This is a genomic window from Streptomyces mirabilis (assembly GCF_018310535.1).
In the GTDB taxonomy this organism is placed as follows: domain Bacteria; phylum Actinomycetota; class Actinomycetes; order Streptomycetales; family Streptomycetaceae; genus Streptomyces.
Genome location: NZ_CP074102.1, coordinates 8564865 through 8591185 on the forward strand (window position 1 = coordinate 8564865; position 26321 = coordinate 8591185).

The following is a 26321-nucleotide window of genomic DNA, read 5'->3' on the forward strand; positions in this document are numbered from 1 at the left end:
GGGACACTCGTGCCGCCGGGCCCCTTTCGGGCGGGCCGGCGGCACGAGAGGTGTGGAGCGGACGGGCTACGGCTTGCGGGCCACCACCCCGTACATCGCGATGTCCTCGTCGCGGATGCCCGTCTCCGTGCCGTCCGGGTGCCACTTGTGGACCTGGACGACGCCGGGCTCGACGAGTTCGAGGCCCTCGAAGAACTCCTCGGCCTCCGCGTGGGTGCGAAGCCGCATGGGCATGTTGCGGGCCGCGTACTCACGGGCGACGCGGGCCACCTCGTCGGGCGCGAACTCGGCGGTGCCGATGGACATCGCCAGGTAGCTGCCCGAGGGAAGGGGCTCCAGGAGGCGTCGGACGATGCCGACCGCGTCGTCCTCGTCCAGGACGAAGTGGACGATGGCGATCACCGTGAGGGCGACCGGCTGGGTGAGGTCGAGGGTGTCACGCAGTTCCGCCGCGCCCAGGATCGTCGCCGGGTCGAGCATGTCCGCCTCGACGTACGCGGTCTTGCCCTCGGGGGTGCTCGACAGTAAACCCTGCGACAGGGTGAGGACGATGGGGTCGTTGTCCACGTAGACGACCCGCGAGTCGGGGGCCACCGACTGGGCGATCTCATGGAGGTTGGGGGAGGTGGGGATGCCGGTGCCGATGTCGAGGAACTGGCGTATCCCCGCGTCCTTGGCCAGATAGGCCACCGCGCGGTTCATCCAGTCGCGGTTGGCCTTCATGTGGATCGGGAGGGCGGGCCACTCCCGCGCCATCGCGTCGCCCGCCTCCTTGTCGGCGGGGTAGTAGTCCTTACCGCCCAGGATGTAGTCGTAGATGCGCGCGGAGTGTGCGCTCTCGGTGTCGATACGGTCGGCAGGCCATCCGTTGTCGGGCAACGCCGCCCCTCCCATCAAGTCGTCGGTGCACAGCTGGGTGTTCGTGGGGGAAAGAGAACTTCGTTCGTGGGGAAAGAACAGGGCATAGGCATCAGACAAGGTTGTCAGAGGAGGAAGTCGGCCTCCCCCGCCTTGACGCCCGCAAGAAAGCTCGTCATTTCACGGGGCGTGAAAACCAGGGCGGGCCCTTCGGGATCGGTGGACTGACGCAGCGCGATCCGCCCGTCGCCCAGTTTCTTCGCCTCGACGCAGGCGCCGCCCGCGTCGTCGCTCCACGGCTTGGACCAGCCCTGCGTGCCCAGTTCCCGGGACGGCATGCCGTTGCGTATGTGGTGGTGCACTCATAGCTCCTTGCGAATCGCACCGAGAAGTTCCTCGGTCTTCCTGGCGGGCGTCGACTGTGCGCCCAGCCGGTCCAGGGCCTCGCGGTACACCACGACGTCGTCGTCCTTGTCGAGGTAGACGGCGCCCACCAGACCGCTCAGATAGACGATGTCCGGCAACTCGGGTGCCCTGAACCGGAAGAGATGGAACGCGCCGGCCCGCATGGCCGGATGCGGGCCGTTCCTGAACGGCATGATCTGCAGGGTCACATGGGGGAGCGCGTTGACCGCGATCAGATGGTCGATCTGCGCGCGCATCACCTCGGGTCCGCCGACCGGCCACCTCAGCACGGTCTCGTCCATCACCACCCAGACGCGCGGCGGAGCGGGCCGGGACAGCAGCTCCTGACGGCGCATGCGCAGCGCGACCCGGCGCTCGGTCGCCTCGGCCGAGGCGTGCGGATTGCCCGCGCCGAGCAGGGCGCGCGCGTACGCCTCCGTCTGCAGCAGCCCGTGCACGAACTCCGCCTCGTACGCACGGATCTGGAGGGCCGCCTGCTCCAGGCTCAGATACGCCGCGAACCAGTCCGGCAGGACATCACGGTATGTGTGCCACCAGCCGCGTTTGTTGGCCTCGCGGACCGACTTCAGGAAGGTGTCGATCTCCTGCTGGTCCGTCACGCCGTACGTCTGGAGGAGCTTCTCGGCGTCGGTGAGCCGGAGCCGGGCCACCTTGGCGGCCTCCATCCGGCGGATGGTGGAGTGGCTGACGCCGATCGCCTCGCCCGCCTGCTCGTATGTCAGCCCGGCCTGGGTGCGCAGCTCCTCCAGCTGCTTGCCGAGAATCATGCGCAGGACGGAAGGGGCGCCGCCCCAGTCGGTCTCCGTGGACACGCCTTACCCCCTCACAGCGGGCTTCGAGGTCGCAGTCTGTCACGATCATCCGTCGACGGGGGGAAGCATGCACCTGGCACATTGCAATTTTCAACTTGTCGGTTGCGAGGTGTTGTTGGCAGCTGCCACAGTGGTCCTATCGTCCCTGGCCCGGTGAAGGGAGTGGTTGTGCGGCCCAGTTGGGGGAGACGGGGCTGCGACGTGACGCCTTGCATGGTGAGTTGTGCGCATCTCGCGGCAGTGCGGGGCCACGGGGGATGGCATTGGCACCGCTTGTGGTGCGAAGGCAGACGAAAGGCGAACGGCGATGACCCCGCCCTCCCTCCCCCAGCCTTTAGGCCTACCACCAGGGGACGAATATCCCCATCGGACAGGTGCGTTCGCCCTGCCCGCGGCGCCCTCCTCGGTGGGTATGGCCCGAAGAGACGTCCGTGAGTCGCTCACCGAGTGGGGCATCGACCCCGAGACCCGCGACAACGCGATTTTGGTGACCTCCGAGCTCGTCACCAACGCGCTGACGCACACGGCGAGCGAGTGGATCGTGTGCAGAGTCCACATCGCCGAGGAGCGGCTCCATGTCGAGGTCGAGGACCAGCACCGCGGCTGGAGTCTTCCGGCCCAGCGCCGGCCGGGGCCCGACGACCAGGGTGGACGTGGACTCCTGCTGGTCGGCGCCCTGAGCAGCGACTGGGGCGTCAGAGACACCGCCGACGGCTCCGGACGCATCGTCTGGGCCGTACTGCCGTCGAAGGGAGGAGACACCGTGTCGACCGGCTCGCCGGCGACCGTGACCATGGCCCGGCCCATCCCCCACTCGGCCGAAGGATCTTTATCTGATGGAACGACAGCACATTCCTGACCTGCGCGATCACCAGCCCGCCGGTCACCCGAGCGACCACCTTTCCGCCCTCGACGGCCGAGACCGTCTCCCCGCCCCCGACGGCCGAGATCACACCGACGCCGTCGATCCGCGCCCGTACCCCGCCGTCTTCGGCCTGCGCATGTACATCCCCACCGCGCCGCCGCACGAGCCCCCGGCACGACTGGCGATACCCGCCGAGTTGTCCGCCGGTCTGGGATACGACGCCGTGGGCACCTCCCCGGAACACGGACAGCGGATCATGGACTGTCTACCCCGCGTCGGTTGTGTCTTCGCCGACGACGAGCGGTGGTGGTGGATCGTCCCCTCCGGCTCCCACATAGGCGTCACCTGGCCGGCCTCCACCAGCTACGCGGTGGGCGCGCGGCTGGCCGACCCGTCCTGGACACGGTCCCTGCTGCGCTCACGGTCCGCTCGCCCCCGTCTGATCCACCGGCCCGAGGGCGACTCGCCGTACACGCCGCCGATCCCGCTGTACTTCCTCACCTGCCGCCTCGCGGGCAGCACTCCGAGCTGGTCGCTCGGCGCGGGTATCTAGAGACCTGCGGTTCTTCGGCCTGCCAACATGCAAGCAATAACCTGCACAACTGTCCGTGGCCGGGCGACTGCCTCGATCGGGATGTGCGCGGGGCGGGCGTGAGGGAGGCCGGTCCGCGTGGGCGGGCCGGCCTGTGGGGTTGTTCGTTCCTTTCGTGGGGCCTGGGCCCAGCTCGGGCATCGACTCGCAGGGCTGGGCCCGGGTGTGGGTCTCCGGTGCCGCTCCCGGGGGGTGTCCGTCGGGACAGCTCCGAAGGGTGTCCGTCGGGCCTACGCCCGAGGAGTGCTCCTCGTCGTCGCGAGCGCGCACAGCGCCCCCAGCATCACGGCCAACGCGCCGATGATGATGCTGTTGATCACGACGCCGGTGTCCGGGCTGGTTCCGACCACCCATGGTGAGATGATCATCCACGCGCCCATCGCGCAGATGGCCCAGCTCAGGCCGTACATCCTTTCGGGGGCCATGGTGAATCCGAGGGCCAGCAGGCCTATGGCGATGCCCATGATGAGGTTGTGTGTCGCCAGGGCGGGCTGGCTCGTCGTGTAGTGGAGTATCCACGGGGACGCGGCGCAGTACAGACCGAGCAGGAACACCGGTCCGTCCACGAGCGCCACATCGCGGCCACCGAGCATGCGGTCATACCGCTCCCGCATTTCGGATGCATCGGGGTGGGTCGTGATGTCACCTCTGGGGTGCGAGACGTTGGCCATGAGTCGTCTCCTTCGTTCTGTGCAGGCCTGACCGCTTCTGGTGCGGTATGCGGTTGGCGCCGCTTGTTTTCATTGTGCTCTTATTTCTTCTTTATGTGTAGAGGTCGCTTTTCTCTCCAGCGGGCCGGGATCCATCCTCAGGGGGCGATGAGGAGGCGGGCGATGGCGCGGCGGGCCCGCGTGGGTGCCTGTGGGTCGCGATGGAGCTGGATGGACTGATTGGCCGCCAGGGCCACGCCGTTGAGCTCGAAGACGAGCTGTCCCACATCGGTGCGCGGTGGCAGTTCGCGGGCCTCGACCGCCGTGCCCAACTCCGCCGCGACATACGCCGACCACGAGGCGAGCGCGTCGAGCACCGCGTCGCGGACCGGACCGGGCCGGCCGTCGAACTCGCTCGCCACCGAGCTGAGGAAGCAGCCCCCGTGTCCCTCGCCCTCGGCCATGTAGTCGATCCACTCGTCGAAAGCGCGCGTCAGCCGTTCGGTGCCGGGTCTGGCGCCGACGGCCCGGGCCGGCACGCGTAGCCGGAACATCTCCACGGCCGCGGCCACAACGGCGAGTTGGAGCGCTTCCTTGCTGCCGAAGTGGCCGATCACCCCGGCCTTGCTCATCTCCAGATCGGTCGCCAGGCGGCCGATCGTGAGGCCTTCGAGGCCCTCGGTGGAAGCCAGTGTCAGGGCGCTGTCGATGATCCGGCTCCGCGTGGCGGCGGTTTCGGCAACGGACTTGCGGGGGCTCATGCGGCCACTTTAACCTAACGACCGTTCGTGATTAGCTGACGATCGTTCGGTAGCTATCTACTCGGAGTCGTGAGCGAGCGGGCGTGTGAAACGGACCCACCGAAGGGAGTCACCGTGAAGATCCATCACCTGAACTGCGGTTCCATGCGGACGATCGACACCGAGGAGGGGAGCCTTCCCGCGGTCTGCCACTGTCTCCTCGTGGAGACCGACCGGGACGGGCTCGTCCTCGTCGAGAGCGGTATCGGTACGCAGGACGTGGCGCGGCCCGAGGAGAGCCTCGGCGCGGACTTCCTCGGCCGGGCCCAGCCCGTCCTCGACCTCGCGGAGACAGCACTGCACCAGGTCACCGCGCTCGGCTTCCGTCCTGAGGACGTCCGGCACATCGTCCTCAGCCACCTCGACCTCGACCATGCCGGGGGACTGCCCGACTTCCCGTGGGCCAAGGTCCATCTGAGCGAGTCCGAACACCGCGCGGCGATGGCGGCTCCCGGGGCTCACCCCGAGGACCGCGTCCGCTACCGCCCCGCCCAGTGGGCACACCGACCGCACTGGGTGACGTACGCGCAGCCGCACGGCGAGGCGTGGTTCGGATTCGACGCCGTGCGCCCGCTGGAGGGCCTGGACGCCGAGATCCTGCTGGTCCCGCTCGGCGGCCACACCCGCGGCCACAGTGCGATCGCCGTCGCCGACGGCGGCCGCCGGCTGCTGCACTGCGGGGACGCGTACTACTTCCACCATGAGATCGACCCCGACCACCCCCGGGGACACCCCGGCATGGACGTCCTCCAGCAGCTCACCGAGGTGGACCGGCCGCTGCGCCTCGGCAACCACGCCCGTCTGCGGGAACTGGTTCGGCTGCACGGTGACGAGGTGGAGGTCTTCAGCGCGCACGACCCGTGGGAACTGGCGCGCTACGCGGGCGGCATCAGGACGGTGTCGACGATGTAGACCGTCGCGTCGGCGGCCGGGACGTTGCCGCAGACGACCTTGGCGGAGTCGTTCACGTGTACTCGGTGCCGCCCGAGCCCGCCGTCTTCAACTCGCCCTTCTCCAGCGTCGGGAAGGTGCCGTTTCCGAGCTGCCTGGGCGTCAACGCTCGCGGAGACGACCACGGTGCCACGTGCGCCGCCCGTCAGTGTCGCGGTGCGGCTCCTCGCGTCGGGGGCGGCCGGCACCGCGGCCAGTTCGGCCGTTCGCTGCTCGGCCTGCCGCGCCGTGTCCCGCGCCTGCTGCGCCCGGTCGCCGCCGCCAGGCCCAGCCGCGCGGCCGCGGCGGCCAGTTCCCGGACCTCCCGGCGGCAGGACTCACAGTCCGCGGCGTGCCGATCGAACCTGCCGCGCTCCTCCTCGTCGAGGGCGGGCAGGGCGTACGCGCCCGTCAGGGTGTGCAGATCGGCCATGGTCGTGCGGTGACGCCCAGGCAGTCACGAAGGCGAATGAGACCGTCACACAGGCGGGTCTTGACCTTGCACAGCGGCAGGGTCAGCAGTTCCGCGACCTCCCGGTAGGTCAAACGGCGGTAGTACGCCAGGGTCACCGACTGGCGCTGGAGCTCCGTCAGCGTGCGCAGACAGCGCCGCACCTGCTGACGCTCCAGCCGGACCTCGATTTGCTCGGTGGCTTCGTCGAACTCGCGCGTCCGGTCGAGCAGGGCCGCCTTGTGCTCCCGGGCCGCCGAGGCCTCGACCGAGCGCACCCGGTCCACGGCCCGCTGGTGGGTGAGGGTGAGCACCCAGTTCATGACCGAACCCTTCTCGGGCCGGTACCGGGCAGCGGTCCGCCACACCTCGACCAGCACCTCCTGGGCCACCTCCTCCGACTGGGCCCGGTCGCGCAGCACTCTGCGCGCGATGCGATCTCCACGGCTTCCTTCACAGGGGGTCCTCCAGGACGTACGAATGGTTCGGGTGGGATCAGGAGCCGGTAGGGCGGCGGATCGGCCCGCGGTGGCGAATTCACCGGTGGGGGCTTCGGCGCGGGCATGGCGAGGGCGGTTTCGCGGGCGTGGCGTGCGCCGCCGGGCGTTCAGCCGACGGCCTCCGCGCGCAGACAGCGGCGCAGCTGGTGCAGTCCGCGCCGGGCGTGGCTCTTGACGGTGCCCAGCGGCCAGCCGGTGCGCTGGGCGATCTGGGGCTGGGTCAGGTCCTCGTAGAACGCGAGGTGCAGCACTCGGCGCTGGGGCGCGGGGAGCCTGGCGAGCTCGCCGCGCAGGAGGACGCGGTCGAGCACCGTCTCCGGGCGGGCGTGGGTGTCGTCGACCGGGCCGAGGAGGGCTCCCGCGGCGGCGACCAGATCGGTACGGCGGGTCCTCGCGGAGAGCGCGTCGGCGATCTTGCGGCGGGTGATGCCGACGAGCCAGCCGACGAACGCGCCGCGCTCGGGGCGGTAACCCTGTCGGCCCTGCCAGGCGGCCAGGAACACCTGCTGGGTGACGTCCTCGGCCTCCCGGGTGTCGCCCAGCGAACGTCCGGCCAGTGTGTGCACCAGCGTTCCCCAGCGGTGGTAGGCGGCCGTCAGACACTCCTCGTCGCCGTCCACGAGGCCCTGGGCCACGTCCGCGTCGGTGAGCCCCTCCCACCGCCCGTCGACGCAGTGCTCGGTGATGGAATCCACGGTCATGGCCACGGCTCCTCGGTCAGGGCGGGCTCCCGGTCACCGTGCGCTTCCCGCGACGCGCCCGGTGATCCCCATCGTGTGAACCGAGGCACATGACGGACAACTCGCATCGTTTGTGCGTCGTATAGTCGCCGCATGGGCGAGAACCGACCGGCGCAGCGGCCGGAGGCGGCCGCGCGGCCCGTCGACGCGGGCGTCACGACGGGGTCGCTGGCCCGCCGCCTCGGGGTTTCGCCCACGACCCTGCGTTCCTGGGACCGGAGGTACGGCGTGGGGCCCGCGATCCGCTCCGACGGGCGGCACCGCCGCTGGACGCCGCGGGACGTGGCGATGCTCGAGGAGATGTGCCGGCTGACCTCGGCCGGGGTACCGCCCGCCGAGGCGGCCAGGACCGCGCAGGAGGGCGTCGGGCGGATTCAGCCCGGCTCGGAGCTGTCCGGGGGAGGCGACCAGCCCGGTGGGCACCGTTCGCAGGCGGCCGGTGCGCTGCCGCTCGGTGACGTCCGCCAGGAGTGCAGGGGCCTCGCGCGCGCGGCGGTCCGCCTCGACGCGCCGACCGTGGGCGACCAGCTGGCCTCGCTCGTGGCGCGCTACGGCGTGGTCCTCGCCTGGGACGAGGTGATGGTGCCGACCCTGCACGCGGTCGGACGCAAGTGGGAGTCCTCCGGCGACCGTTACGTGGAGGTGGAACACCTGCTGTCCTGGCACATCTCACGTGCCCTGCACCGCGCCACCGAGCCGGTCCGGCCCGTGGGAACCCCGGCTGCCGCTGCGGGGCCGGTGGTGCTGGCGTGCGTCCCGGGCGAACAGCACAGTCTGGCCCTGGAGGCGCTGCACGCGGGACTCGTCGAACTCGGCCTGCCCACCCGGATGTTCGGCGCAGCGGTCCCCACGGAGGCGCTGACCGCCGCCGTGCGACGGCTGGGCCCGAAGGCCGTCCTGCTGTGGGCCCAGACGCGTTCGACGGCCGACCTGCCTTTGGCCCGGCATGTCGCGGGCACCCAGTGGGGAGTCAAGGGGGCTCGCAGCCACCCGGCCGTGCTGCTCGGGGGGCCGGGCTGGGCGGGCCGCCCGGTGCGGGGGATGCTCCGTCCGCCCGGGCTTCGGGACGCCCTTGGGACCCTCTCGGGTCTGTACGACTCGCCCGTCCCGGCCACCTGGAGCTGATCCCCCGCGCGCCGGTGGGCCGGGAACGGCTCAGCCGACCGTCCCGGTGGGCGAGGGGGAGCCGCCGGCGGGCGGGGTGAGCACGGCGGTCGGCTCACCCGGCGCGGGCGCGGGCGGCGTGAGATCGGAGGCGGGCAGCTTCGGCGGGGTGGTCTGCTGGAACAGCACCTGATCGAAGTTGACCAGTCCGGTCTTCTCCATCACGGTGATGTGGTCCAGCACGGTGTCGTTGGCCTGGTCGGCCAGCTGGCGGACCAGCGAGTTCTCGGTGGTGGACCGGATCTTGGCGACGGTGTTGAAGATCGAACCGTGGGTCACCCGCAGGATGTTGGCGAAGTCGGTGTCGAACTGCTTGCCGGTGTCGCCGCTCAGGGTCGACACGAAGCCCTGCTGCTGAGGAGACGGCTTGTTGGGGATGGTGATGCCGAGTGCGGCGGCGACCTTGCGGTCGGTCTCGTCAAGCGCGGCATGGCCCCTGACCAGGTGGTCACCGGCGGTCCTGACCGCGGGGGTGGTGCCCTTCTGAAGACCCAGCATCCCCACGGGGTACTCCCACAGCCCGGCCGCCCGCACCTTGACGACGAAGTCGCGGTCAGCCTCGGTCAGCGGGCCAGTCGGGGGGTTGGCGATGATGCGGTTCTGGGCGGTGGCCGTGGTCTGCAGTCCGAGCATGCTGGGGTACGCGAGCGCGGCGAGGGTCATGACCAATGCGCCTGCCACGAAGACGGTTCCTGCGGTTCGTGCAATGCGCATTGGGCCTCCTGGCGGGGCGGCGGCCCGGGGTGTGACGCTCCGGTGGGCCGCTCGGTGGATCCGGTGCGTGGATCCGGTACGGGTGTTTCGGACGCCCACCTGTACGGCTGCGCGGGTCGGAGAAACCTCTAGGGAAAGTAAAATCCGTGCCGCCACCCGCACAGTTGCGAACCGCTGAGACATCGTCTCATCGGCCGTGATGCCACTCAGCCACGGTCCCGAGCGGCCCTGAACCGGGCCAGCCCGTCGGAGAGTTCGACGACGGGGTCCGGGTAGTCGTACGCGGCGCGCTCCAGGCCCTGGAGCTTCCAGGGTTCGTGCGCGGCGCCGCCCGCGAGCCCCGCCAGCTCCGGCACCCAGCGCCGGACGTACTCCCCGTCCGGGTCGTGCCGCTTGGCCTGCGTCACCGGATTGAGGACGCGGCCCGGCCGCGAGTCCGTGCCCGTTCCGGCCATCCACTGCCAGTTGAGCTGGTTGTTCGCGACATCGCCGTCCACCAGCAGGTCCAGGAAGTGCCGGGCCCCGATCCGCCAGTCCACGTACAGCGTCTTGGTGAGGAAGCTGGCGGCCAGCAGCCGTGCCCGGTTGTGCATCCAGCCCTCGTGGCGCAGTTGGCGCATCGCCGCGTCGACGACCGGATAGCCGGTACGGCCTTCCTTCCACGCCTGGATGTCCTCGCGCGCCGTCCTCCCCGAGCGCCAACGGTCGTGCTTGGTGCGGTAGTCGGCGACGGCCGCGTCCGGCCGGGCGGCGAGCACCTGGTGGTGGAAGTCCCGCCAGGCCAGTTGGCGTACGAACGCCTCGGCGCCCGGACCGCCCGCCGCGCGCGCCCGGTGCACGAGTTCGACCGGGGAGAGGGTGCCGAAGTGCAGATGGGGGGAGAGCCGGGAGGTGGCGTCGCCCGGCAGGTCGTCATGGCCGTCCTCGTACGAGGCGATCCCCGCCCGCAGCCAGGCCGCGAGCCGCTTCCTGCCCTCCCGCTCGCCGCCCCGCGCCAGCCCCTGCGACAGCCCGGACAGGCCCGTGCGCGAGGGGATCTCCTCCGAGCCGACGCCGTCCGGCACCCGGATCGCCCGGGGCGCGGCGACCGCGTTGCGCAGCGGCTCCTGAGACCAGCGCCGGAAGTACGGTGTGAACACGGCGAAGTGGTCCGAGCCGGACGGCGTGACCGCGCCGGGCGCGAGCGCGGTGATCACGGCGTCATGGACGTGCAGCCGGCACCCCTCACCCTCCAGAGCGGTGCGCAGCCGCTGCTCACGGCGGTGGGCGTAGGCACTCACCCCCGCGGCCATGTGCACCTCGTCGGCGTCCGCCTCGGCGACCACCGTGCACACCTGCGCGACGACATCGCCGGAGCGCACCACGAGTCGGCCGCCGCGCTCCCGGAGTCCGGTGTCCAGGTCCGCCAGACAGTCCGCGAGGAACGCCATGCGGTTGGGCGCCGTGAACCCCGCTTCGGCGATGGCGTCGTCCCGTACGAACAGGGGCACCAGCGCGGCCGAGCCGTCCTGCGCCGCGCGCAGCGCCGGATGGTCGTGCAGACGCAGGTCCGAGGTGAACAGGACGACCGAGATGTTCATGGTGTGACTCCGGGACAGGGGACGTGGCGCTGTGACAGGGCGGCGACGAGTGCGGACATGACTGCTTCGGGCCCGCGGTCCCTCGCGGATGCGGGTATCGGCGAGGGATGCGGGACTCAGTGGGAGGATGCGGGACTCAGTGGGAGTGGGAGTGGGACGGCACGGCGGGCTGCCGCGCCCCGGCCGGTACGTCGGCCTTGGCCGCCGCCTTGGCGATGTTGCGGGCCATGCCGCCGAACACGACGGCGTGGAAGGGCGAGATGCTCCACCAGTAGGCGTGTCCCAGCAGACCGTGCGGATGGAACAGGGCCCGTTGCCGGTAGCGGGACCGGCCTTCGGCGCCGGCCTCGGCGTACATCTCCAGCCAGGCGAGGCCCGGCAGCCGCATTTCGGCGCGCAGCCGCAGCAGACGGCCTGGCTCGATCTCCTCGACGCGCCAGAAGTCGAGCGAGTCGCCCACGCGCAGCCGGGCGGCGTCACGCCGTCCGCGCCGCAGGCCGACACCGCCCACCAGCCGGTCCAGCCGGCCGCGGAGCGCCCAGGCCGGCGGGAAGGAGTACCAGCCGTTCTCACCGCCGATGCCCTCGATCACCCGCCACAGCGCCCCGGGCGGCGCGTCCACGGCCCGTTCGCGTTGATCGGTGTAGAGACTGCCGCCCGCCCAGTCGGGGTCGGTGGGGAGGGGATCACTGGGCGCGCCGGGCACGGAGGCCGACGACCACCGGGTGGTGACCTGGGCGTCCCGCACCCGTTGCAGGGCCAGCGACACCGCCTTGTCGAAGCCGAACGGACGCCCCGGGAGATCGGGGACGTACCGGACGATGTCGTGTTCGTGGCAGACGACCTCGTGACGCAGCGATTCGGTGAGCGGGCGCGCGATGGACGCGGGCACCGGGGTGACAAGGCCGACCCAGTGGCTGGAGAGCCCGGGGGTCAGCACCGGCACGGGCAGGATCAGCCTGCGCGGCAGCCCGGCGACGGCGGCGTACCGCTGCATCATCTCCAGGTAGGTCAGGATCTCGGGACCGCCGATGTCGAAGGCGCGGTTGACCTCGGTGGGCATCCGCGCGCTGCCGACCAGGGTGCGCAGCACGTCCCGTACGCCGATCGGCTGGATCCGCGTGCGCACCCAGCGGGGCGTGATCATGACGGGGAGGCGTTCGGTGAGGTAGCGGAGCATTTCGAAGGAGGCCGAGCCGGAGCCGATGATCACGGCCGCGCGCAGGACCGTGGTCGGCACGCCCGACTCCAGCAGGATGCGGCCGACCTCGGCGCGCGACCTGAGGTGGGGCGAGAGGTGTTCTTCGGGGACACCCGCCGGGGTCAGGCCGCCGAGGTAGACGATCCTGCTCACCCCGGCGGCGCGGGCCTGCTCGCCGAAGACGCGGGCCGCCTTGCGGTCGGTCTCCTCGAAGTCATGGCCCGTGCCCAGGGCGTGCACCAGGTAGTACGCGACGTCGATGCCGCGCAGGGCCTCGGCGACCGAGCCGGCGTCCGTGACATCGCCGCGCACCACCTCCGCGTCGCCCGCCCACGGGTAGTCCCGCAGCTTGGCGGGGGAGCGGGCGAGACACCGCACGCGGTGCCCCGCCTCCAGCAGCTCGGGGACCAGCCGGCCGCCGATGTAGCCGGTGGCGCCGGTCACCAGACAGCGCGGGGCGGGGCGGGGATCGTCGTCGCTCATGGGTACCTCCGTCGTTCGCCGGGCCACCCCCTTGCCGAGTTCCCTCCCTGATCTCTTCCAAGCGAACACGGCGGTCGGATGCGCCTGGCGGAGTCTTTATGGACATGTCCGGGTGAATCGCGGGCAGGCGGGAGAACACGAGAGTCCGAGGTCACGGCTGGAGGTGTCTGCCGGTATGGGCACGAAGGTGTTGGAGCGGTTTCCCGCGGGAGGTCCGCGCGGATCCTGGACGGCGGAGGAGTACGCGGCCCGGCGCCGCACCGAGGGTCAGCCCGCGACGGTGGTGATGGATCTGAAGTCGGACGCCTTCCTCGTGGTGGTGCCGGTCGGCGACGAGGACTGAACGACCCCGGTCAGGGCCGATCCGACAGGTGGCCGCCGAGCTCCGTCGCCCCGCGTACGAACGCCTCGTGCAGGTCGTGGGCGGCACGCGGCACCGAGTCCGCCCGGCGGCGCCGCAGCATCAGAAGGACCCGTGTCGTGCCGTCCGTGAGCGGCCGGTGGGTGATCGCGCCACACCGCTCGAGGGGGTCCCCGATCACACTGAAATCGGGCAGGACCGTCGCGCCCAGCCCCTCGGCGACCATGAGCTTGCCCATCTCGGCGCCGTCGGTCGTGTACGAGAGGGCCGGGCCGCGGCCCTCCAGGAGCCGGTGGAGATAGCGGTGCATGACGTACCCGGAGCGCATGGCGATCAGCGCCTCGCGTCCGTCCAGCAGGTCCGCGGCCGACACCGCGTCGAGTGAGGCGAGCGGACTGTCCGGGCGCAGGCACACCACCGGTCGGCCGCGCAGCAGTTCGGTGGTCTCGAAGTCGGCGGGCAGGTCGTCGCCGTCGAGATGGTTCACCAGGCCCAGGTCGAGGCCGCCCTCCGACAGGGCCCGGTGGATCTCCGTCTGCTGGGCGCCGACCACCTCCACCTGCGTCAGCGGATGCGCCGCACGGAATTCCCGGACCGTCGGGATGAGCAGGGGCACCGTCGCCGCGTTCACCGTGCCGACGCGGACCATCCGGCTGATGCGGTGCTGCTCGCCGGCCGCGCCGCGCAACCGGTCCACCGCGTCCAGCACGTTGATGATGTGGGGCAGCAGCTCCCGCCCCTCGGCGCTCATCCGCGCGCCGGACCGCTTGCGCTCCAGCAGATCGACGCCGAGTTCGCGCTCCAGGTTCCGCACGGTCTCGCTCAACGCAGGCTGGGAGAGGTGGAGTTCCTCGGCTGCCCGGCGCAGCGAGCCGAGCCGGGTGACCGCCGCGATGTATTCCAGTTGCTCTGTCCGCACGCCAGCAGAATGCGGTTCATTTCACGGCCTGTTCAAGGGTTTCCCTGTCACACGTTCGTGAAATTCGGTGGTCCGCGATACGAGACCGGTCGGGTTTTCCTTGACTGCCCTCGCGGCCGGCTGCCACGATCGACGGCATGATGATGCGACTGGACCTCACGCGGCGACGCCACGTCGACCTCGCGCGCGTCTCCAGCGCCTCCTGTTGCACCGCGGCCTGAGTCCCCGGATCCGCCGCACCTCATCGGTCCCACCGCTGTCGTCGGACAGCCGTGTGCGGCGTTCCCACAGCACCGCCTGAATTCCGCGATCCCGCGCGCCGTCCTGAACGCGCCCCCTGAATTCGGCGTACCCGAAATCCGCAACAGGAGTTCCGCATGTCCGCAGCGCCCGTGAATCCCGTGAATCCCGTGAAATTCGCGTACTGGGTTCCCAACGTCAGTGGTGGGCTGGTCACCAGCAAGATCGAGCAGCGCACCGACTGGGGTTACGACTACAACCGCGAACTGGCCGTACTCGCCGAGAACAACGGCTTCGACTACGCGCTCAGCCAGGTCCGTTACATGGCCAGCTACGGCGCCGAGTTCCAGCACGAGTCGACCAGCTTCAGCCTCGCGCTGCTGCTCGCCACCCAGCGCCTGAAGGTCATCGCCGCCGTCCACCCGGGCCTGTGGCACCCCGGAGTCCTCGCCAAACTCGGCGCCACCGCCGACCACTTGTCGAACGGCCGCTTCGCGGTGAACGTCGTCAGCGGCTGGTTCAAGGGCGAGTTCACCGCCCTCGGTGAACCCTGGCTGGAGCACGACGAGCGGTATCGCCGCTCCGAGGAGTTCATCCGCGCCCTGCGCCAGATCTGGACCGAGGACCACACCGAACTCGCCGGGGACTTCTACCGGTTGCGCGACTTCTCGCTCAAGCCCAAGCCCCTCAACACCCCCGAACGCCCGCACCCGGAGATCTTCCAGGGCGGCAACTCCACCGCCGCCCGCGCCATGGCGGGCCGGGTCTCCGACTGGTACTTCTCCAACGGCAAGGACTTCGACGGGGTGGTCGAGCAGATCGCGGACGTCCGGAAGGCCGCCGCCGAAGTGGGCCGCACGGCACCGAAGTTCGGCCTCAACGGCTTCCTCATCGCCCGTGACACCGAGGCCGAGGCCCGCGAGACCCTGCGTGAGATCGTTGCCCAGGCCGACCACGAGGCCGTCGAGGGCTTCGGCGCCGCCGTGAAGCAGGCCGGACAGTCCACCGCCGACGGCAAGGGCATGTGGCAGGACTCCAGCTTCGAGGACCTCGTCCAGTACAACGACGGCTTCCGCACGGGCCTGATCGGCACCCCTGAGCAGATCGCCGAACGGATCGTCGCCTACAAGCGGCTCGGCGTCGACCTCTTCCTCCTCGGCTTCCTCCACTACCACGAGGAGGTGGAGTACTTCGGCCGCCGGGTGCTGCCCCTGGTGCGCGAGCTGGAGGCGCGAGCGGACACCGGGGCCGAGCCCGCGTCCGTCCCCGCGCACGTCTGAGCCCGTTCCCCACTCCGCGCCCGCCCCTGCACTTGTTCCCGAAAGAGGACCCCATGGCCACCGTCCTGTCCGTCTCCGGCAGTCCGTCCGTCTCCTCCCGTACCGCGAAGCTCCTGCGCCATCTGGACACCCGGCTGGCCGCGCAGGGGCACGAGGTGATCCCGCTCGACGTCCGTACGATCCCCGCCGAGGCCCTGCTCGGCGCCGACTTCAAGCACCCCGCCATCGTCGAGGCGACCGAACTCTTCGCCCGCGCAGACGGCGTGGTCATCGGCACCCCCGTCTACAAGGCCGCATACTCCGGCGTCCTCAAGGCCCTGCTCGACCTGCTCCCGCAGTACGCCCTCACCGGAAAGACCGTGCTGCCGCTCGTCACCGGTGGCAGCACCGCGCATGTCCTCGCCCTCGACTACGCCCTGCGCCCGGTCCTCAACTCCATGGGTGCCGCGCACATCGTCCAGGGTTGGTTCACCCTCGACAAGGACATCATCACGGACGAGGACGGCGGTATCACCGTCGCCCCGGCCACGGCCGAAGCCCTCACGCAGGTGGTCGACCAGTTCTCGGCGGCCCTCGGCAGCGCGCCCCTGCTGGCCGCGGCGGGCTGACACGATGTCCGCCAAAGTGATCGCCGACGACGTCGAGGCCCTGGCCGTCGCCGCCGCGCTCGCCGAGGAGTTCCGCGCCGGTGCCTCGGCGCGGGACTCCGAACGGCGGCTGCCCCGCGAGGAGTTGGACCGCCTCTCCGCCTCCGGACTGCTCGCCGTCACCGTGCCCGCCGAGCACGGCGGGGCGGACGTGCGGCAGGAGACCCTCGCGGAGGTGTTCCGGCTGCTGGCCTCGGCCGACGCCAGCCTCGCCCAGATCCCGCAGAACCACTTCGTGTACGTGAACGTGCTGCGCCGCCAGGGCACCCCGGAGCAGCAGGCGTTCTTCTTCGGCGAGGTACTGGCCGGGCGCCGCTTCGGCAACGCCCAGTCGGAGGCGGGCACCCGGCACATCCAGGACATCCGTACCCGCCTGGACCCCGGGCCTGACGGCTCGTACGTCCTCACCGGCGTCAAGCACTACTCCACCGGCGCGCTCTTCGCCGACTGGATCCCCGTCCTCGCCCGCGCCGGCGACGACAACCTGCACGTCGCCTACGTCCCCCGCGGCGCCGACGGGGTCACGGTCGTCGACGACTGGGACGGCATGGGCCAGCGTACGACGGCCAGCGGCACCGTCCGCCTCGACGCCGTCCACGTGCCCGCCGACCGTGTCGTCCCCCATCACCTCACCTTCCGAGGGCCCCAACTCCACGGGGCCGTGGCCCAATTGCTGCACGCCGCCATCGACGCCGGGATCGCCGCGGGCGCCCTGGCCGAGGCCGCCGAATTCGTCCGCACCAAGAGCCGGCCCTGGTTCGAGAGCGGCTTCGACACGGCGGCCGAGGACCCGCTCCTCATCCAGCGGTTCGGTGAACTCGCCATCCAGGTACGGGCGTCCGAGGCGCTGCTCGGTGCCGCGGCCCGCACGGTCGACGCGGCCCGCGACGAACTGACCGAGGACTCGGCGGCCGAGGCGTCCATCGCGGTGGCCGCCGCGAAGGTGCACACCTCCGCCACCGCCGTGGAGGTCGCGGGCGCCCTCTTCGAGCTGTCCGGCACCCGTTCCGCCCTCAACTCGCTCAATCTGCACCGGTATTGGCGCGACGCCCGCACCCACACCCTGCACGACCCGGCCCGCTGGAAGATCCAGCACATCGGCCGATACGTGCTGGGGGGCACCAAGCCACCCCGCCACGGCCTGCTGTAACCCACTCGCTCCTCGGCCCCCCACGATCGGAGAACGTGCCCGTGTCCCTCACCTTCCACTGGTTCCTGCCCACCAACGGCGACAGCCGCCATGTCGTCGGCGGCGGTCACGGCACCCCCGCCACGGCCTTCGGCCGGAACCGGCCGCCGACGGTCGCCTATCTGAGCCAGATCGCCCGCGCCGCCGAGGAGCTGGGCTTCGTCGGCGCGCTCACCCCCACCGGCGCCTGGTGCGAGGACGCCTGGCTGACCACCGCCATGGTCAGCCAGCACACCGAACGGCTGAAGTTCCTGGTCGCCTTCCGGCCCGGCTTCGTCTCACCCACGCTCGCCGCGCAGATGGCGTCCACCTTCCAGCGGCAGACCGGCGGCCGGCTGCTCCTCAATGTGGTCACGGGCGGCGAGAGCCACGAACAGCGTGCCTACGGCGACTTCCTCGACAAGGACTCCCGCTACCGCCGTACCGGCGAATTCCTGCAGGTCGTACGGGGCTTGTGGGAGGGCAAGACCGTCGACCTCTCCGGGGAACACCTCCAGGTCGAGGACGCCAGGCTGGCCCGGGTCCCCGACCCGGTCCCCGAGGTCTACTTCGGCGGCTCCTCACCCATCGCCGGCGAGATCGCCGCCCGACATGTCGACGTCTACCTCACCTGGGGCGAACCGCCCGCCCAGGTCGCCGAGAAGATCGCCTGGGTACGGGGGCTGGCGGCGAAGGAAGGGCGCACCGTCCGCTTCGGCATCCGGCTGCACGTCATCACGCGCGACACCGCCGAGCAGGCCTGGACCGAGGCCCACAAAATCCTGGACGGCTTCGACCCGGACACCGTGAAGTCCGTCCAGGCGGGTCTGGCCCGCAGCGAGTCGGAGGGGCAGCGGCGCATGCTCGCCCTCCACGGCGGCAACCGCGAGGACCTGGAGATCCACCCCAACCTGTGGGCCGGCATCGGCCTCGTCCGCGGTGGCGCGGGCACCGCTCTGGTCGGCAGCCACGACGAGGTCGCCGAGCGGATCAAGGAGTACCACGCCCTCGGTATCGACGAGTTCGTCCTCTCCGGCTATCCGCACCTGGAGGAGGCGTACTGGTTCGGCGAGGGCGTCCTGCCACGCCTGGCCGCGCAGGGCCTGTGGCAGCACCCGTTCGCGCCGACGTCCGCCCCCGCCGCGCAGGTGCCCTTCACGAGCTGAGCGAACCGGATGAACCAGATGAACCGAACGAGCCGAGCGCACCGAGGTGGGCGGCGCGCACCTCGGCGGTCTGCCCCTGCACCAGCAGGAACATCCCCTCGCGTGCCAGCCGCTGCGCCGGGCTGCCCAGGTCCATCGCGCGCCCGCCACCGGCCACGACCGCCGCGGTCGTGGCCGCGCGCATGACGTCGTACGCCCGCGTCTTGACCGCCAGCCGCTCCGCGATCCGCTCGGTGGGCACCGGGTGGTCGGCGAGCTCGTACGCCTGCCGACGGACCTCGTCGAGGCGGGCGCGCAGCACCTGTCGGGTCTCCTTCGCCGCGGGATCGCCGTCCAGCAGGTCGAGCGCCGACGCGGTGATCCCGAAGACGGCCGGTGAGGCGTTGGTGTTCTTGGGGCGGTCGGTGACCGCCCAGGTCTCGTACGGCGTGCGCAGGGCCACGGCGTCGTCCGGGAGCCACAGCCCGTCCAGCTCCAGGGACACCGTGCGCGAGGCGGTGAGCGCCGCCAGCCGCATCGGCGGCGAAGGCCGCAGTCCGGGCTGTTCGCGCGCCTCGGTGAACGCGAACAGTGCCTCGTCCGCGTCCGTCACCCCGGCGAGCAGCATCACGTCGTTCAGTCCCCAGCCCGTGTACCAGGGGACCGTTCCGTCGAAACGCCAGCCGCCACGCTCACGGGTGACCCGGACGGGGATCCGCGGGTAGGCCCGCAGTTGCGCGTACGCGACCCCGGACAACAGCTCCCCACCCGCCAGCGGGCCCAACAACCGTTCCCGCGCCGCGGGTTCACCCTTCGCCAGGGTCAGCACCGGAGTGTGGTGCTGGGTCTGCACGAACCAGGTCGAGCAGCACGCCCCGGCCAGGATCTCGGCGGTCTCGCGGACCACCGCGGCGGGCGCGGCCGACCCGCCGTAGGCCACCGGCGCGCTCACCCCGAGCAGCCCCGACCGCCTGACCGCCTCGATGCTGCTCGCCGGCACGCCCTCCTGGTCCACGCGCTCCGCCCGTGGGGCCAGCACCTCGGCCGCCAGCCGCCTGGCGGCCGTGACGAGCGGATGCGATGGGGTGGTCATCGAAGAAATCTCCCGCCGTCGTCGTGTCGTGTGTCGATCCGGCCGCCTCCCGTTCGTGTAGTCAGTGAAAGACCACCCGAGAACGAGCCGAGAACGACACGGCCGAGGAGCACACATCATGAAGTACTACCTGCTGAGCGTGATGCAGCCGCCCGGCGAGCCGCCCGCGCCCGAGATCCTGAAAGAGATCATGCACAATCTCGACGTCTTCCACGCGGAGCTGCGCGAGGCCGGTGCGTGGGTGTTCGCCGGGGGACTGCACGGACCGGAGACGGCCACCGTGGTGCGCGCCAAGGACGGCGACGTGCTCGTCACCGACGGCCCGTACACCGAGAGCAAGGAGTACCTGGGCGGGATCTGCCTGATCAAGGCACCCGACCTCGACGCGGCGCTCGAATGGGGCCGCAAGGCGACACTGGCCACCACGCTCCCCATCGAGGTGCGGCCCTTCATGGGCGAAGCCGAGGACTGATGACCCCGAACGCCGACATCGAGGCCGTGTTCCGTGCCGAATACGGCCGCGCGGTCGCCGTCCTCGTCCGCTTCCTCGGCGACATCGACCTCGCCGAGGAAGCGGTCCAGGACGCCTTCTCCACCGCCCTGCGGAAGTGGCCGGAGTCGGGCACACCGCCCAGCCCGGCCGGGTGGATCATCACCACCGCGCGCAACCACGCCGTCGACCGACTGCGCCGCGAGTCCACGCGCGAGGCCCGGCACGCCGAGGCGGAGCGGCTGTACGCCCGGGACGAACCGGCCGAGGAGGGCCCCGTGCGCGACGACCGGCTCCGCCTGATCTTCACCTGCTGCCACCCCGCGCTCGCCACCCAGGCCCAGGTCGCTCTCACCCTGCGCCTCCTCGGCGGTCTGACCACGCCGCAGATCGCCCGCGCCTTCCTCGTGCCCGAGCCCACCATGGCCCAGCGGATCGTCCGGGCCAAGGCCAAGATCCGCGACGCCCGCATCCCGTACCGCATCCCGCGCGACGCGGACCTCCCGGACCGTGTCAGGGGGGTGCTCGCGGTCGTCTACCTCATCTTCAACGAGGGCTACGGCGGGCGGGAGGACCTCTGTGCCGAAGCCGTCCGGCTCGGCCGCCTCCTCGTCGAGCTGATGCCGGACGAGCCCGAGGCCCTCGGCCTGCTCGCGCTGATGCTCCTCATCGGGTCGCGCCGGCCCGCCCGCGCCACACCGGACGGGGACCTGGTCCTCCTCTTCGACCAGGACCGCTCCCGGTGGGACCGCGATCTCATCACCGAGGGACAGACGCTCGTACGCCGCTGTCTGCGCCGCAACCGGCCGGGCCCCTACCAGATCCAGGCCGCGATCAACGCCGTACACAGCGACGCCCCGACCGCGGCCGCCACGGACTGGGGCCAGATCCTCCAGCTCTACGACCAGTTGGCCGCGCTCGCCCCGAGCCCGGTGGTCGCCCTCAACCGGGCCGTCGCCGTCGCCGAGGTCGAGGGCCCGGAGCAGGCACTCGCCCTCGTCGAGGCGCTCGACCTGGACGGCTACCACGCCTTCCACGCCGTACGGGCGGACCTGTTGCGCCGCCTGGGCCGGCACACCGAGGCCGCAGGGGCGTACGAGGCGGCCATCGCGCTGACCGACAGCGCACCGGAGCGCGCCTACCTCGAACGGGCCCGCGCGGCACTCCGACGAAGCTGAGCGCCGCCTGTACGAAGCCGGGCGTCGCGCGCAGGAGACGGGGCGGCGCCCTTACGAGCCGGGAATCGCCCGCGATCACACGCTGAGCGCCTCCCGTACCGACCGCTCGGCCTCCTGCCCGCCCTCGCCCGACGAGGTGACCCGGCCCGCCTCCAGGACGTAGTACCGCTGCGCCGCCCGCATCGCGAAGCCGACGTGCTGCTCGATCAGCAGGACCGAGAGCCCGCCACGGGCGGCCAGGGCGAGGATCGTCTCCTCGATCTCGGCGACGACCGAGGGCTGGATGCCCTCGGTGGGTTCGTCGAGGAGCAGGATCCGAGGGCTCGTCACCAGGGCTCGGGCGATGGCGAGTTGCTGGCGCTGACCGCCCGAGAGCAGCCCGGCCCGGCGGTTCGAAAGATTCCTCAGCGCCGGGAACAGATCCAGCGCCTCGGCGATCGCCTCCTTGCCGCGCCTGCGCCCGTCCGCGACCAGCTGGAGGTTCTCGGCGGTCGTGAGGTGCGGGAAGGCCTGCTGGCCCTGGGGGACGTACGCCATGCCGCGCGCCACCCGCTCGTGCGGCTTGCGGCGGGTGATGTCCTCACCGTCGAGACGGACGTGGCCGCTCTGTGGGGTGAGCAGTCCGACGGCGGCGCGCAGCAGGGTGCTCTTGCCCGCGCCGTTGTGTCCGAGCACGGCCGTCACCGCGTCGCGCGGGACCTCGACACGGACGCCGTGCAGGACGGTACTGCGGTGGTAGCCGACGCGTACGTCGTCGATCTCCAGCATCACGTCAGGCCTCCTGTACGGCGGTCGGCTGGGGCACGCTCGTCGTGGTGGCCCCTCTGTCCTCGCTGGCCTCGGTGGCCGCGTGTCCGAGGTAGACCTCCTGCACCTTCGGATCTGCCTGCACCTCGGTCACCGTCCCTTCGCTGAGCACCTTGCCCGCGTGCAGCACGCTGACGCTGCGCGCGAAGGAGCGCATGAAGTCCATGTCGTGCTCGATGACGACCACGGTCCGCTCCCGGCTGATGCGCCGCAACAGCTCGCCGGTGACCTGACGTTCGTCGTGGCTCATGCCGGCCACCGGCTCGTCGAGCAGCAGCAGCCGGACGTCCTGGACGAGCAGCATGCCGATCTCCAGCCACTGTTTCCGGCCGTGCGCGAGGGTTCCTGCGAGGCTGCCCGCGAGGTCCGTCAGGCCCACCGTCTCCAGGGCGCGCGCGACGGACTCCGGTACGCGCTTGCGGCGCCGCAGCATGGTGAGCGTGCCGCGGCCCGCGCCCGCCGCGATGTCCAGGTTCTGCAGGACCGTCAGTTCCTCGAAGACGGTGGCCGTCTGGAAGGTGCGGCCGATGCCCGAGCGGGCGATGCGGTGCACGCTGCGGCCGAGGATGTCCTCGCCTCCGAAGCGCACCGACCCCTCCGCCTTCACCAGGCCGGTGACGGCGTCGACCAGGGTCGTCTTGCCCGCGCCGTTCGGCCCGATGAGGAAGCGCAGATCGCCGGGGCCGACGTCGAGGTCCACTCCGTCGACGGCCGTGAAACCGTCGAAGGACACGCGCAGTCCCCGTATCTCCAGTCCCGGGAGTCCGGTATCCGTCCGAGGCTCGGTGGTCGTCGGATCCGTCATGCCGCCTCTCCCTCCGACGCCCCGCTGGCCCTGCGCCGCCGGACGATCCCCACCAGTGAGGCGAGGCCGCCCGGCAGGAAGGCCAGGGCCACGATGAACAGCAGTCCCTGGAAGTAGGTCCAGGCCGCGGGGAACTCCTCGGACAGCGCGGTTCTGGCCCAGGCGACCGCGATCGCGCCGAGCACCGCGCCCACCAGGCTCGCCCGGCCGCCGACCGCGGCGCCGATCACGAGTTCGATGGACGGCACGATCCCGATCAGCGCGGGGGAGATGATGCCCACCGCGGGCACGAACAGGGCGCCCGCGAGTCCGGCCATGCCCGCCGCGGCGACGTACGCGACGAGCTTCACGTTCGCCGGGTTGTAGCCGAGGAAGCGCACCCGCTCCTCCGAGTCTCTGACGGCGACCAGGAGTTCGCCGTACCGGCTGTGGATGAGCTGGCGGGCCAGGGCGATCAGGAGCAGCAGGACGGCGGCGATGACGAAGTACACCATCCGCTGGTTGACCGGGTCGTCGAGGTCGTAGCCGAAGAAGCCCTGGATGTCGGTGAGTCCGTTGGTGCCGCCGGTGGTGGCCTGCTGGCCGACCAGCCAGATCGCGAAGGCCGCGGCGAGCGCCTGGCTGAGGATCGCGAAGTACGCGCCCTTGACCCGGCGCCGGAAGACGAACGACCCGAGGATCGCGGCGACGGCCATCGGCAGCAGCACGGTCGCCGCGAGGGCGAAGACCGGGTTGGCGAACGGTCGCCACCACCAGGGGAGTTCGGTGGCGGTGCCGTACAGCTGCATGAAGTCGGGGACCTGGCCGGGACCCGCGTCCGCGATCTTCAGATGCATCGCCATGGCGTAGCCGCCCAGCCCGAAGAACACCCCCTGCCCGAGTATCAGCAGTCCGCCGCGGCCCCAGGCCAGACAGATGCCGACCGCGACCATCGCGGTGCACAGGTACTTGGCGAGCAGCCCGAGCCGGAAGTCGGAGAGCGCGAGCGGGGCGACGGCGAAGAGCGCGACGGCGGCCGCGGCGAAACCGGCCGCCGGACGCAGGAAGGCCAACCGACCTTTCGAGGGCTGGAGTTGCTTCACCGATGGGGCATGAGGAGCGATGGTCGTCATACGAGACTCCTCGTCCGCACGGTGTACAGGCCCTGGGGCCGCCACTGGAGGAACGCGACGATCGCCACGAGGACCAGTACCTTCGCGACGCTGACCGTGGTGGAGTACTCCAGCACGGACTGCAGCACACCCAGCACGAAGGCGACGATGACGCTGCCCTTGAGCTGTCCGATGCCGCCGACCACGATCACCAGGAAGGCGTCGATGATGACGTTGGTGCCCATCGTGGGCCCGATCGGACCGACGAGTGTCAGCGCGACCCCGGCGATCCCGGCCAGGCCGGACCCGATGAAGAACGCGGTGCGGTCGACACGGCCGGTGGAGATGCCGGACACCTCGGCGAGGTCCCGGTTCTGCACGACGGCACGGATGCGCCGCCCGAGTGGGGTCAGCCGCAGGGCCAGCGACAGGGCGACCACCGCCGCGACCGCCAGCCCCAGGATGAACAGGCGGCTGCTCGCGAAGGTGAGCGGGTCGTCGCCGCCGATGACGGTGATGTTCCCGGTGAGGACGTCCGGCGCACGGGTCTGCACGTTGGGGGCGCCGAAGATGTCCCGCGCGAGCTGCTGGAGCATCAGGGAGACACCCCAGGTGACCAGCAGGGTGTCCAGGGGACGCAGGTAGAGCCGCCGGATGAGCAGCCATTCGAGCAGCGCGCCGAGGGCACCCGAGACGAGGAAGGCGACGGGCAGGGCGACGATCAGCGAGAGACCCGCGCCGGCGATGGACTTCTGGAGGACGTATGTGGTGTAGGCGCCGGCCATGATGAACTCGCCGTGGGCCATGTTGATGACGTTCATCTGGCCGAAGGTGAGCGACAGGCCGAGCGCGATGAGCAGCAGGACGGCACCGATGCTGACGCCGGTGAACATCTGCCCGAGGATCACGGTCATGGAGCGACTCCGGGGGACGGGACACGGGGGCCTCTCGTCATGGACGAGGTCTGTCGTGGGCGAGGCCCCCGTGAGAAGGGCGGTCAGGAGAGGCCGGAGGCCCAGGAGTAGCCCTTGAGGAACGGGTCCGGCTTGATCGGCTTGCCCGAGTTCCACACTTCCTGGATCAGCCCGTCGGTGCCGACCTTGCCGATGCGGGCGGTCTTGTAGATGTGCTGGCTCGCGCCGTCGACGGTGACCTTGCCCTCGGGCGCCTCGAAGGTGATGCCGTCGGAGGCCGCCTTGACCTTCTCCGGGTCGAAGGACTTCGCCTTCTCGACCATCGCCTTCCACAGGTAGACCGAGGTGTACGCGGCCTCCATCGGGTCACTGGTCGGCTTGTCCTGGCCGTACTTGGCCTTGTACGCCTTCACGAACCTGGTGTTCGCCGCGCCCGGGGTCGTCTGGTAGTAGTTCCAGGCCGTCAACTGGCCCGCCAGATACTGCGATCCGATCGACTTGACCTCCTCCTCGGCGATCGACACCGAGACCACCGGCATGCGGGTGGCGGTCAGGCCCGCGGACTTGTACTCCTTGAAGAACGCCACGTTCGAGTCGCCGTTGAGGGTGTTGAAGACCGCGTCCGCCTTCGACGCCTTCACCTTGTTGGCGATCGTGCTGAACTCCGTGGAGCCCAGCGGCGCGTAGTCCTCGCCGAGAACCGTCATGCCGTTGGCCTTCGCGTACGCCTTGATCTCCTTGTTGGCGGTGCGCGGGAAGACGTAGTCGCTGCCGACGAGGTAGATCTTCTTCTTGCCCTGTGACTTGAGGTAGTCGAGCGCGGGGACGATCTGCTGGTTGGTGGTCGCGCCGGTGTAGAAGATGTAGGGCGACTCCTCCAGGCCCTCGTACTGCACGGGGTAGAACAGCAGCGACTTGTTCTTCTCGAAGACCGGCTTGACGGCCTTGCGGCTCGCCGAGGTCCAGCAGCCGAACGTGGCCGCGACCCGGTCCTCCTTGATGAGCTTGCTCGCCTTCTCGGCGAAGGTCGGCCAGTCGGAGGCGCCGTCCTCGCTGATCGGCTTGATCTTCTTGCCGAGCACTCCGCCTGAGGCGTTGATCTCGTCGATCGCCAGCTTCAGCGAATCGCGTACGGTCACCTCGCTGATCGCCATGGTGCCGGAGAGCGAGTTGAGGAGTCCGACCTTGACCGTGTCGCCGCTGGTGTCGGCCTGCGCCGCCTTGTCGGACGTACCGCCGGAGTTGGTCTTCGCGCCGCACGCGGAGAGCGCGACGACCGCGGCGAGCGCCGCGGTGCCGGCCATGAACCGACGCCTGGAGGTGCTGGAAACCCGGGAAACCCGGGAAACCCGGGAAACCCGGGAAACCATGGAAACCCTGGAAACGCTGGACAAAAGAACCCCCTAAGTCCCATGAG

Annotated in this window: 30 protein-coding genes and 1 pseudogene; 12 read left to right on the forward strand and 19 right to left on the reverse strand. The window is 70.7% G+C overall.

What is annotated here, in order from left to right; all coding sequences use genetic code 11:
- Positions 1-66 precede the first annotated feature (66 nt).
- From SMIR_RS37960 to SMIR_RS37970, 3 genes are all read right to left on the reverse strand, one after another.
- Complete coding sequence (locus tag SMIR_RS37960) at positions 67-879, reverse strand: SAM-dependent methyltransferase (RefSeq protein WP_168488984.1); 813 nt, start codon at positions 877-879, stop codon at positions 67-69.
- Between the two features lie 104 nt (positions 880-983).
- Positions 984-1196, reverse strand: coding sequence for a DUF397 domain-containing protein (locus SMIR_RS37965; protein WP_054233852.1), 213 nt, complete (start codon positions 1194-1196; stop codon positions 984-986).
- Positions 1197-1220: 24 nt separating this feature from the next.
- On the reverse strand, positions 1221-2096 hold the full coding sequence (locus SMIR_RS37970) for a Sco1979 family transcriptional regulator (RefSeq protein WP_168488977.1): 876 nt from the start codon (positions 2094-2096) through the stop codon (positions 1221-1223).
- 307 nt (positions 2097-2403) lie between these two features.
- On the opposite strand from SMIR_RS37970, the gene SMIR_RS37975 reads away from it, so the two are divergent.
- Together SMIR_RS37975 and SMIR_RS37980 are read left to right on the forward strand one after the other, a co-directional pair.
- A complete protein-coding gene (locus tag SMIR_RS37975; RefSeq protein ID WP_168488975.1) occupies positions 2404-2955 on the forward strand; it encodes an ATP-binding protein in 552 nt (183 codons plus the stop codon).
- Positions 2933-3514 carry a hypothetical protein gene (locus SMIR_RS37980; protein WP_248002787.1) on the forward strand — a complete coding sequence of 194 codons (582 nt, stop codon included), beginning with the start codon at positions 2933-2935 and terminating at the stop codon, positions 3512-3514. Before SMIR_RS37975 ends, SMIR_RS37980 begins: the two co-directional genes overlap by 23 nt.
- Positions 3515-3783: 269 nt before the next feature.
- Here the strand turns inward: SMIR_RS37980 and SMIR_RS37985 are convergent, their stop codons facing one another.
- Positions 3784-4224 carry an SPW repeat protein gene (locus tag SMIR_RS37985; protein WP_168488973.1) on the reverse strand — a complete coding sequence of 147 codons (441 nt, stop codon included), beginning with the start codon at positions 4222-4224 and terminating at the stop codon, positions 3784-3786.
- Between the two features lie 137 nt (positions 4225-4361).
- Positions 4362-4964, reverse strand: coding sequence for a TetR/AcrR family transcriptional regulator (locus tag SMIR_RS37990; RefSeq protein ID WP_168488945.1), 603 nt, complete (start codon positions 4962-4964; stop codon positions 4362-4364).
- Between the two features lie 114 nt (positions 4965-5078).
- Here SMIR_RS37990 and SMIR_RS37995 point away from each other — a divergent pair, with 114 nt between their 5' ends.
- Positions 5079-5915: an MBL fold metallo-hydrolase gene (locus SMIR_RS37995; protein WP_168488943.1), complete on the forward strand. Its 837-nt coding sequence runs from the start codon at positions 5079-5081 to the stop codon at positions 5913-5915.
- On the opposite strand, the pseudogene SMIR_RS38000 reads toward SMIR_RS37995, so the two are convergent.
- The 4 genes and pseudogenes from SMIR_RS38000 to SMIR_RS38015 all read right to left on the reverse strand — a co-directional run.
- A pseudogene (locus SMIR_RS38000) lies at positions 5879-6060 on the reverse strand (fasciclin domain-containing protein); the annotation flags it as partial. The gene SMIR_RS37995 and the pseudogene SMIR_RS38000 sit on opposite strands and share 37 nt — an antisense overlap.
- A gap of 39 nt (positions 6061-6099) precedes the next feature.
- Positions 6100-6366, reverse strand: coding sequence for a zf-HC2 domain-containing protein (locus SMIR_RS38005; RefSeq protein ID WP_422664489.1), 267 nt, complete (start codon positions 6364-6366; stop codon positions 6100-6102).
- Positions 6345-6866, reverse strand: a complete 522-nt coding sequence (locus tag SMIR_RS38010) for a sigma-70 family RNA polymerase sigma factor (RefSeq protein ID WP_212728480.1) — start codon at positions 6864-6866, stop codon at positions 6345-6347. The genes SMIR_RS38005 and SMIR_RS38010 overlap by 22 nt, the downstream gene beginning before the upstream one ends.
- A 125-nt stretch (positions 6867-6991) precedes the next feature.
- Positions 6992-7585 carry a sigma-70 family RNA polymerase sigma factor gene (locus SMIR_RS38015; RefSeq protein ID WP_168488941.1) on the reverse strand — a complete coding sequence of 198 codons (594 nt, stop codon included), beginning with the start codon at positions 7583-7585 and terminating at the stop codon, positions 6992-6994.
- Between the two features lie 132 nt (positions 7586-7717).
- On the opposite strand from SMIR_RS38015, the gene SMIR_RS38020 reads away from it, so the two are divergent.
- Positions 7718-8749 (forward strand): MerR family transcriptional regulator, encoded by a 1032-nt coding sequence (locus SMIR_RS38020; RefSeq protein ID WP_168488939.1) that lies wholly within the window; start codon positions 7718-7720, stop codon positions 8747-8749.
- Positions 8750-8779: 30 nt separating this feature from the next.
- Here the strand turns inward: SMIR_RS38020 and SMIR_RS38025 are convergent, their stop codons facing one another.
- The 3 genes from SMIR_RS38025 to SMIR_RS38035 all read right to left on the reverse strand — a co-directional run bounded on the left by SMIR_RS38025 (position 8780) and on the right by SMIR_RS38035 (position 12766).
- Positions 8780-9502, reverse strand: a complete 723-nt coding sequence (locus tag SMIR_RS38025; protein ID WP_211118591.1) for a DUF4142 domain-containing protein — start codon at positions 9500-9502, stop codon at positions 8780-8782.
- Between the two features lie 206 nt (positions 9503-9708).
- On the reverse strand, positions 9709-11082 hold the full coding sequence (locus SMIR_RS38030) for a cryptochrome/photolyase family protein (RefSeq protein ID WP_168488937.1): 1374 nt from the start codon (positions 11080-11082) through the stop codon (positions 9709-9711).
- Positions 11083-11218: 136 nt separating this feature from the next.
- Complete coding sequence (locus tag SMIR_RS38035) at positions 11219-12766, reverse strand: SDR family oxidoreductase (protein WP_212728053.1); 1548 nt, start codon at positions 12764-12766, stop codon at positions 11219-11221.
- Between the two features lie 175 nt (positions 12767-12941).
- On the opposite strand from SMIR_RS38035, the gene SMIR_RS38040 reads away from it, so the two are divergent.
- Positions 12942-13109 (forward strand): DUF8839 family protein, encoded by a 168-nt coding sequence (locus tag SMIR_RS38040; protein ID WP_165854173.1) that lies wholly within the window; start codon positions 12942-12944, stop codon positions 13107-13109.
- Positions 13110-13119: 10 nt separating this feature from the next.
- Here SMIR_RS38040 and SMIR_RS38045 read toward each other — a convergent pair whose 3' ends face one another.
- Positions 13120-14046, reverse strand: coding sequence for a LysR family transcriptional regulator (locus tag SMIR_RS38045; protein WP_212728054.1), 927 nt, complete (start codon positions 14044-14046; stop codon positions 13120-13122).
- Positions 14047-14189: 143 nt separating this feature from the next.
- Here SMIR_RS38045 and SMIR_RS45065 point away from each other — a divergent pair, with 143 nt between their 5' ends.
- The 5 genes from SMIR_RS45065 to SMIR_RS38065 all read left to right on the forward strand — a co-directional run bounded on the left by SMIR_RS45065 (position 14190) and on the right by SMIR_RS38065 (position 18547).
- Positions 14190-14267 (forward strand): putative leader peptide, encoded by a 78-nt coding sequence (locus SMIR_RS45065; protein ID WP_351520955.1) that lies wholly within the window; start codon positions 14190-14192, stop codon positions 14265-14267.
- Between the two features lie 156 nt (positions 14268-14423).
- Positions 14424-15566, forward strand: coding sequence for a dimethylsulfone monooxygenase SfnG (sfnG, locus tag SMIR_RS38050; protein ID WP_212728055.1), 1143 nt, complete (start codon positions 14424-14426; stop codon positions 15564-15566).
- 53 nt (positions 15567-15619) lie between these two features.
- Positions 15620-16174: an NADPH-dependent FMN reductase gene (ssuE, locus tag SMIR_RS38055; RefSeq protein WP_168488928.1), complete on the forward strand. Its 555-nt coding sequence runs from the start codon at positions 15620-15622 to the stop codon at positions 16172-16174.
- 4 nt (positions 16175-16178) lie between these two features.
- Positions 16179-17363 carry an SfnB family sulfur acquisition oxidoreductase gene (locus SMIR_RS38060; RefSeq protein ID WP_212728056.1) on the forward strand — a complete coding sequence of 395 codons (1185 nt, stop codon included), beginning with the start codon at positions 16179-16181 and terminating at the stop codon, positions 17361-17363.
- Positions 17364-17404: 41 nt separating this feature from the next.
- Positions 17405-18547: an LLM class flavin-dependent oxidoreductase gene (locus SMIR_RS38065; protein ID WP_168500821.1), complete on the forward strand. Its 1143-nt coding sequence runs from the start codon at positions 17405-17407 to the stop codon at positions 18545-18547.
- On the opposite strand, the gene SMIR_RS38070 is transcribed toward SMIR_RS38065, so the two are convergent.
- Complete coding sequence (locus SMIR_RS38070; RefSeq protein WP_212728057.1) at positions 18537-19619, reverse strand: acyl-CoA dehydrogenase family protein; 1083 nt, start codon at positions 19617-19619, stop codon at positions 18537-18539. The genes SMIR_RS38065 and SMIR_RS38070 overlap by 11 nt on opposite strands.
- Before the next feature lie 118 nt (positions 19620-19737).
- Here SMIR_RS38070 and SMIR_RS38075 point away from each other — a divergent pair, with 118 nt between their 5' ends.
- Complete coding sequence (locus tag SMIR_RS38075; protein WP_168488921.1) at positions 19738-20091, forward strand: YciI family protein; 354 nt, start codon at positions 19738-19740, stop codon at positions 20089-20091.
- Positions 20091-21287, forward strand: coding sequence for an RNA polymerase sigma factor (locus tag SMIR_RS38080; RefSeq protein ID WP_168488919.1), 1197 nt, complete (start codon positions 20091-20093; stop codon positions 21285-21287). Before SMIR_RS38075 ends, SMIR_RS38080 begins: the two co-directional genes overlap by 1 nt.
- Positions 21288-21362: 75 nt before the next feature.
- On the opposite strand, the gene urtE is transcribed toward SMIR_RS38080, so the two are convergent.
- The 5 genes from urtE to urtA all read right to left on the reverse strand — a co-directional run bounded on the left by urtE (position 21363) and on the right by urtA (position 26208).
- A complete protein-coding gene (gene urtE / locus SMIR_RS38085) occupies positions 21363-22055 on the reverse strand; it encodes an urea ABC transporter ATP-binding subunit UrtE (RefSeq protein WP_168500820.1) in 693 nt (230 codons plus the stop codon).
- A 4-nt stretch (positions 22056-22059) separates the two neighbouring features.
- Entirely contained in the window at positions 22060-22899 is an 840-nt protein-coding gene (urtD, locus tag SMIR_RS38090) for an urea ABC transporter ATP-binding protein UrtD (protein ID WP_248002785.1), read from the reverse strand.
- On the reverse strand, positions 22896-24011 hold the full coding sequence (urtC, locus tag SMIR_RS38095; protein ID WP_248002784.1) for an urea ABC transporter permease subunit UrtC: 1116 nt from the start codon (positions 24009-24011) through the stop codon (positions 22896-22898). The genes urtD and urtC overlap by 4 nt, the downstream gene beginning before the upstream one ends.
- On the reverse strand, positions 24008-24904 hold the full coding sequence (gene urtB, locus SMIR_RS38100; RefSeq protein WP_168488917.1) for an urea ABC transporter permease subunit UrtB: 897 nt from the start codon (positions 24902-24904) through the stop codon (positions 24008-24010). The genes urtC and urtB overlap by 4 nt, the downstream gene beginning before the upstream one ends.
- Before the next feature lie 83 nt (positions 24905-24987).
- Positions 24988-26208 (reverse strand): urea ABC transporter substrate-binding protein, encoded by a 1221-nt coding sequence (gene urtA, locus SMIR_RS38105; protein WP_168488914.1) that lies wholly within the window; start codon positions 26206-26208, stop codon positions 24988-24990.
- Positions 26209-26321 lie beyond the last annotated feature (113 nt).

What these genes read in the sequence shown, in the direction of transcription:
- SMIR_RS38075 (WP_168488921.1), top strand. Translation starts at nt 19,738, where the DNA reads ATGAAGTACTACCTGCTGAGCGTGATGCAGCCGCCCGGCGAGCCGCCC.
- urtA (WP_168488914.1), bottom strand. Translation starts at nt 26,208, where the DNA reads ATGGCCGGCACCGCGGCGCTCGCCGCGGTCGTCGCGCTCTCCGCGTGC.
- SMIR_RS38005 (WP_422664489.1), bottom strand. Translation starts at nt 6,366, where the DNA reads ATGGCCGATCTGCACACCCTGACGGGCGCGTACGCCCTGCCCGCCCTC.
- SMIR_RS37975 (WP_168488975.1), top strand. Translation starts at nt 2,404, where the DNA reads ATGACCCCGCCCTCCCTCCCCCAGCCTTTAGGCCTACCACCAGGGGAC.
- SMIR_RS37985 (WP_168488973.1), bottom strand. Translation starts at nt 4,224, where the DNA reads ATGGCCAACGTCTCGCACCCCAGAGGTGACATCACGACCCACCCCGAT.
- sfnG (WP_212728055.1), top strand. Translation starts at nt 14,424, where the DNA reads ATGTCCGCAGCGCCCGTGAATCCCGTGAATCCCGTGAAATTCGCGTAC.
- SMIR_RS37980 (WP_248002787.1), top strand. Translation starts at nt 2,933, where the DNA reads ATGGAACGACAGCACATTCCTGACCTGCGCGATCACCAGCCCGCCGGT.
- urtE (WP_168500820.1), bottom strand. Translation starts at nt 22,055, where the DNA reads ATGCTGGAGATCGACGACGTACGCGTCGGCTACCACCGCAGTACCGTC.
- SMIR_RS37965 (WP_054233852.1), bottom strand. Translation starts at nt 1,196, where the DNA reads ATGCCGTCCCGGGAACTGGGCACGCAGGGCTGGTCCAAGCCGTGGAGC.
- SMIR_RS38025 (WP_211118591.1), bottom strand. Translation starts at nt 9,502, where the DNA reads ATGCGCATTGCACGAACCGCAGGAACCGTCTTCGTGGCAGGCGCATTG.
- SMIR_RS38035 (WP_212728053.1), bottom strand. Translation starts at nt 12,766, where the DNA reads ATGAGCGACGACGATCCCCGCCCCGCCCCGCGCTGTCTGGTGACCGGC.
- SMIR_RS38060 (WP_212728056.1), top strand. Translation starts at nt 16,179, where the DNA reads ATGTCCGCCAAAGTGATCGCCGACGACGTCGAGGCCCTGGCCGTCGCC.
- SMIR_RS45065 (WP_351520955.1), top strand. Translation starts at nt 14,190, where the DNA reads ATGCGACTGGACCTCACGCGGCGACGCCACGTCGACCTCGCGCGCGTC.
- SMIR_RS38040 (WP_165854173.1), top strand. Translation starts at nt 12,942, where the DNA reads ATGGGCACGAAGGTGTTGGAGCGGTTTCCCGCGGGAGGTCCGCGCGGA.
- urtD (WP_248002785.1), bottom strand. Translation starts at nt 22,899, where the DNA reads ATGACGGATCCGACGACCACCGAGCCTCGGACGGATACCGGACTCCCG.
- ssuE (WP_168488928.1), top strand. Translation starts at nt 15,620, where the DNA reads ATGGCCACCGTCCTGTCCGTCTCCGGCAGTCCGTCCGTCTCCTCCCGT.
- SMIR_RS38030 (WP_168488937.1), bottom strand. Translation starts at nt 11,082, where the DNA reads ATGAACATCTCGGTCGTCCTGTTCACCTCGGACCTGCGTCTGCACGAC.
- SMIR_RS37990 (WP_168488945.1), bottom strand. Translation starts at nt 4,964, where the DNA reads ATGAGCCCCCGCAAGTCCGTTGCCGAAACCGCCGCCACGCGGAGCCGG.
- SMIR_RS38070 (WP_212728057.1), bottom strand. Translation starts at nt 19,619, where the DNA reads ATGACCACCCCATCGCATCCGCTCGTCACGGCCGCCAGGCGGCTGGCG.
- urtB (WP_168488917.1), bottom strand. Translation starts at nt 24,904, where the DNA reads ATGACCGTGATCCTCGGGCAGATGTTCACCGGCGTCAGCATCGGTGCC.
- SMIR_RS38015 (WP_168488941.1), bottom strand. Translation starts at nt 7,585, where the DNA reads ATGACCGTGGATTCCATCACCGAGCACTGCGTCGACGGGCGGTGGGAG.
- SMIR_RS38020 (WP_168488939.1), top strand. Translation starts at nt 7,718, where the DNA reads ATGGGCGAGAACCGACCGGCGCAGCGGCCGGAGGCGGCCGCGCGGCCC.
- SMIR_RS38080 (WP_168488919.1), top strand. Translation starts at nt 20,091, where the DNA reads ATGACCCCGAACGCCGACATCGAGGCCGTGTTCCGTGCCGAATACGGC.
- urtC (WP_248002784.1), bottom strand. Translation starts at nt 24,011, where the DNA reads ATGACGACCATCGCTCCTCATGCCCCATCGGTGAAGCAACTCCAGCCC.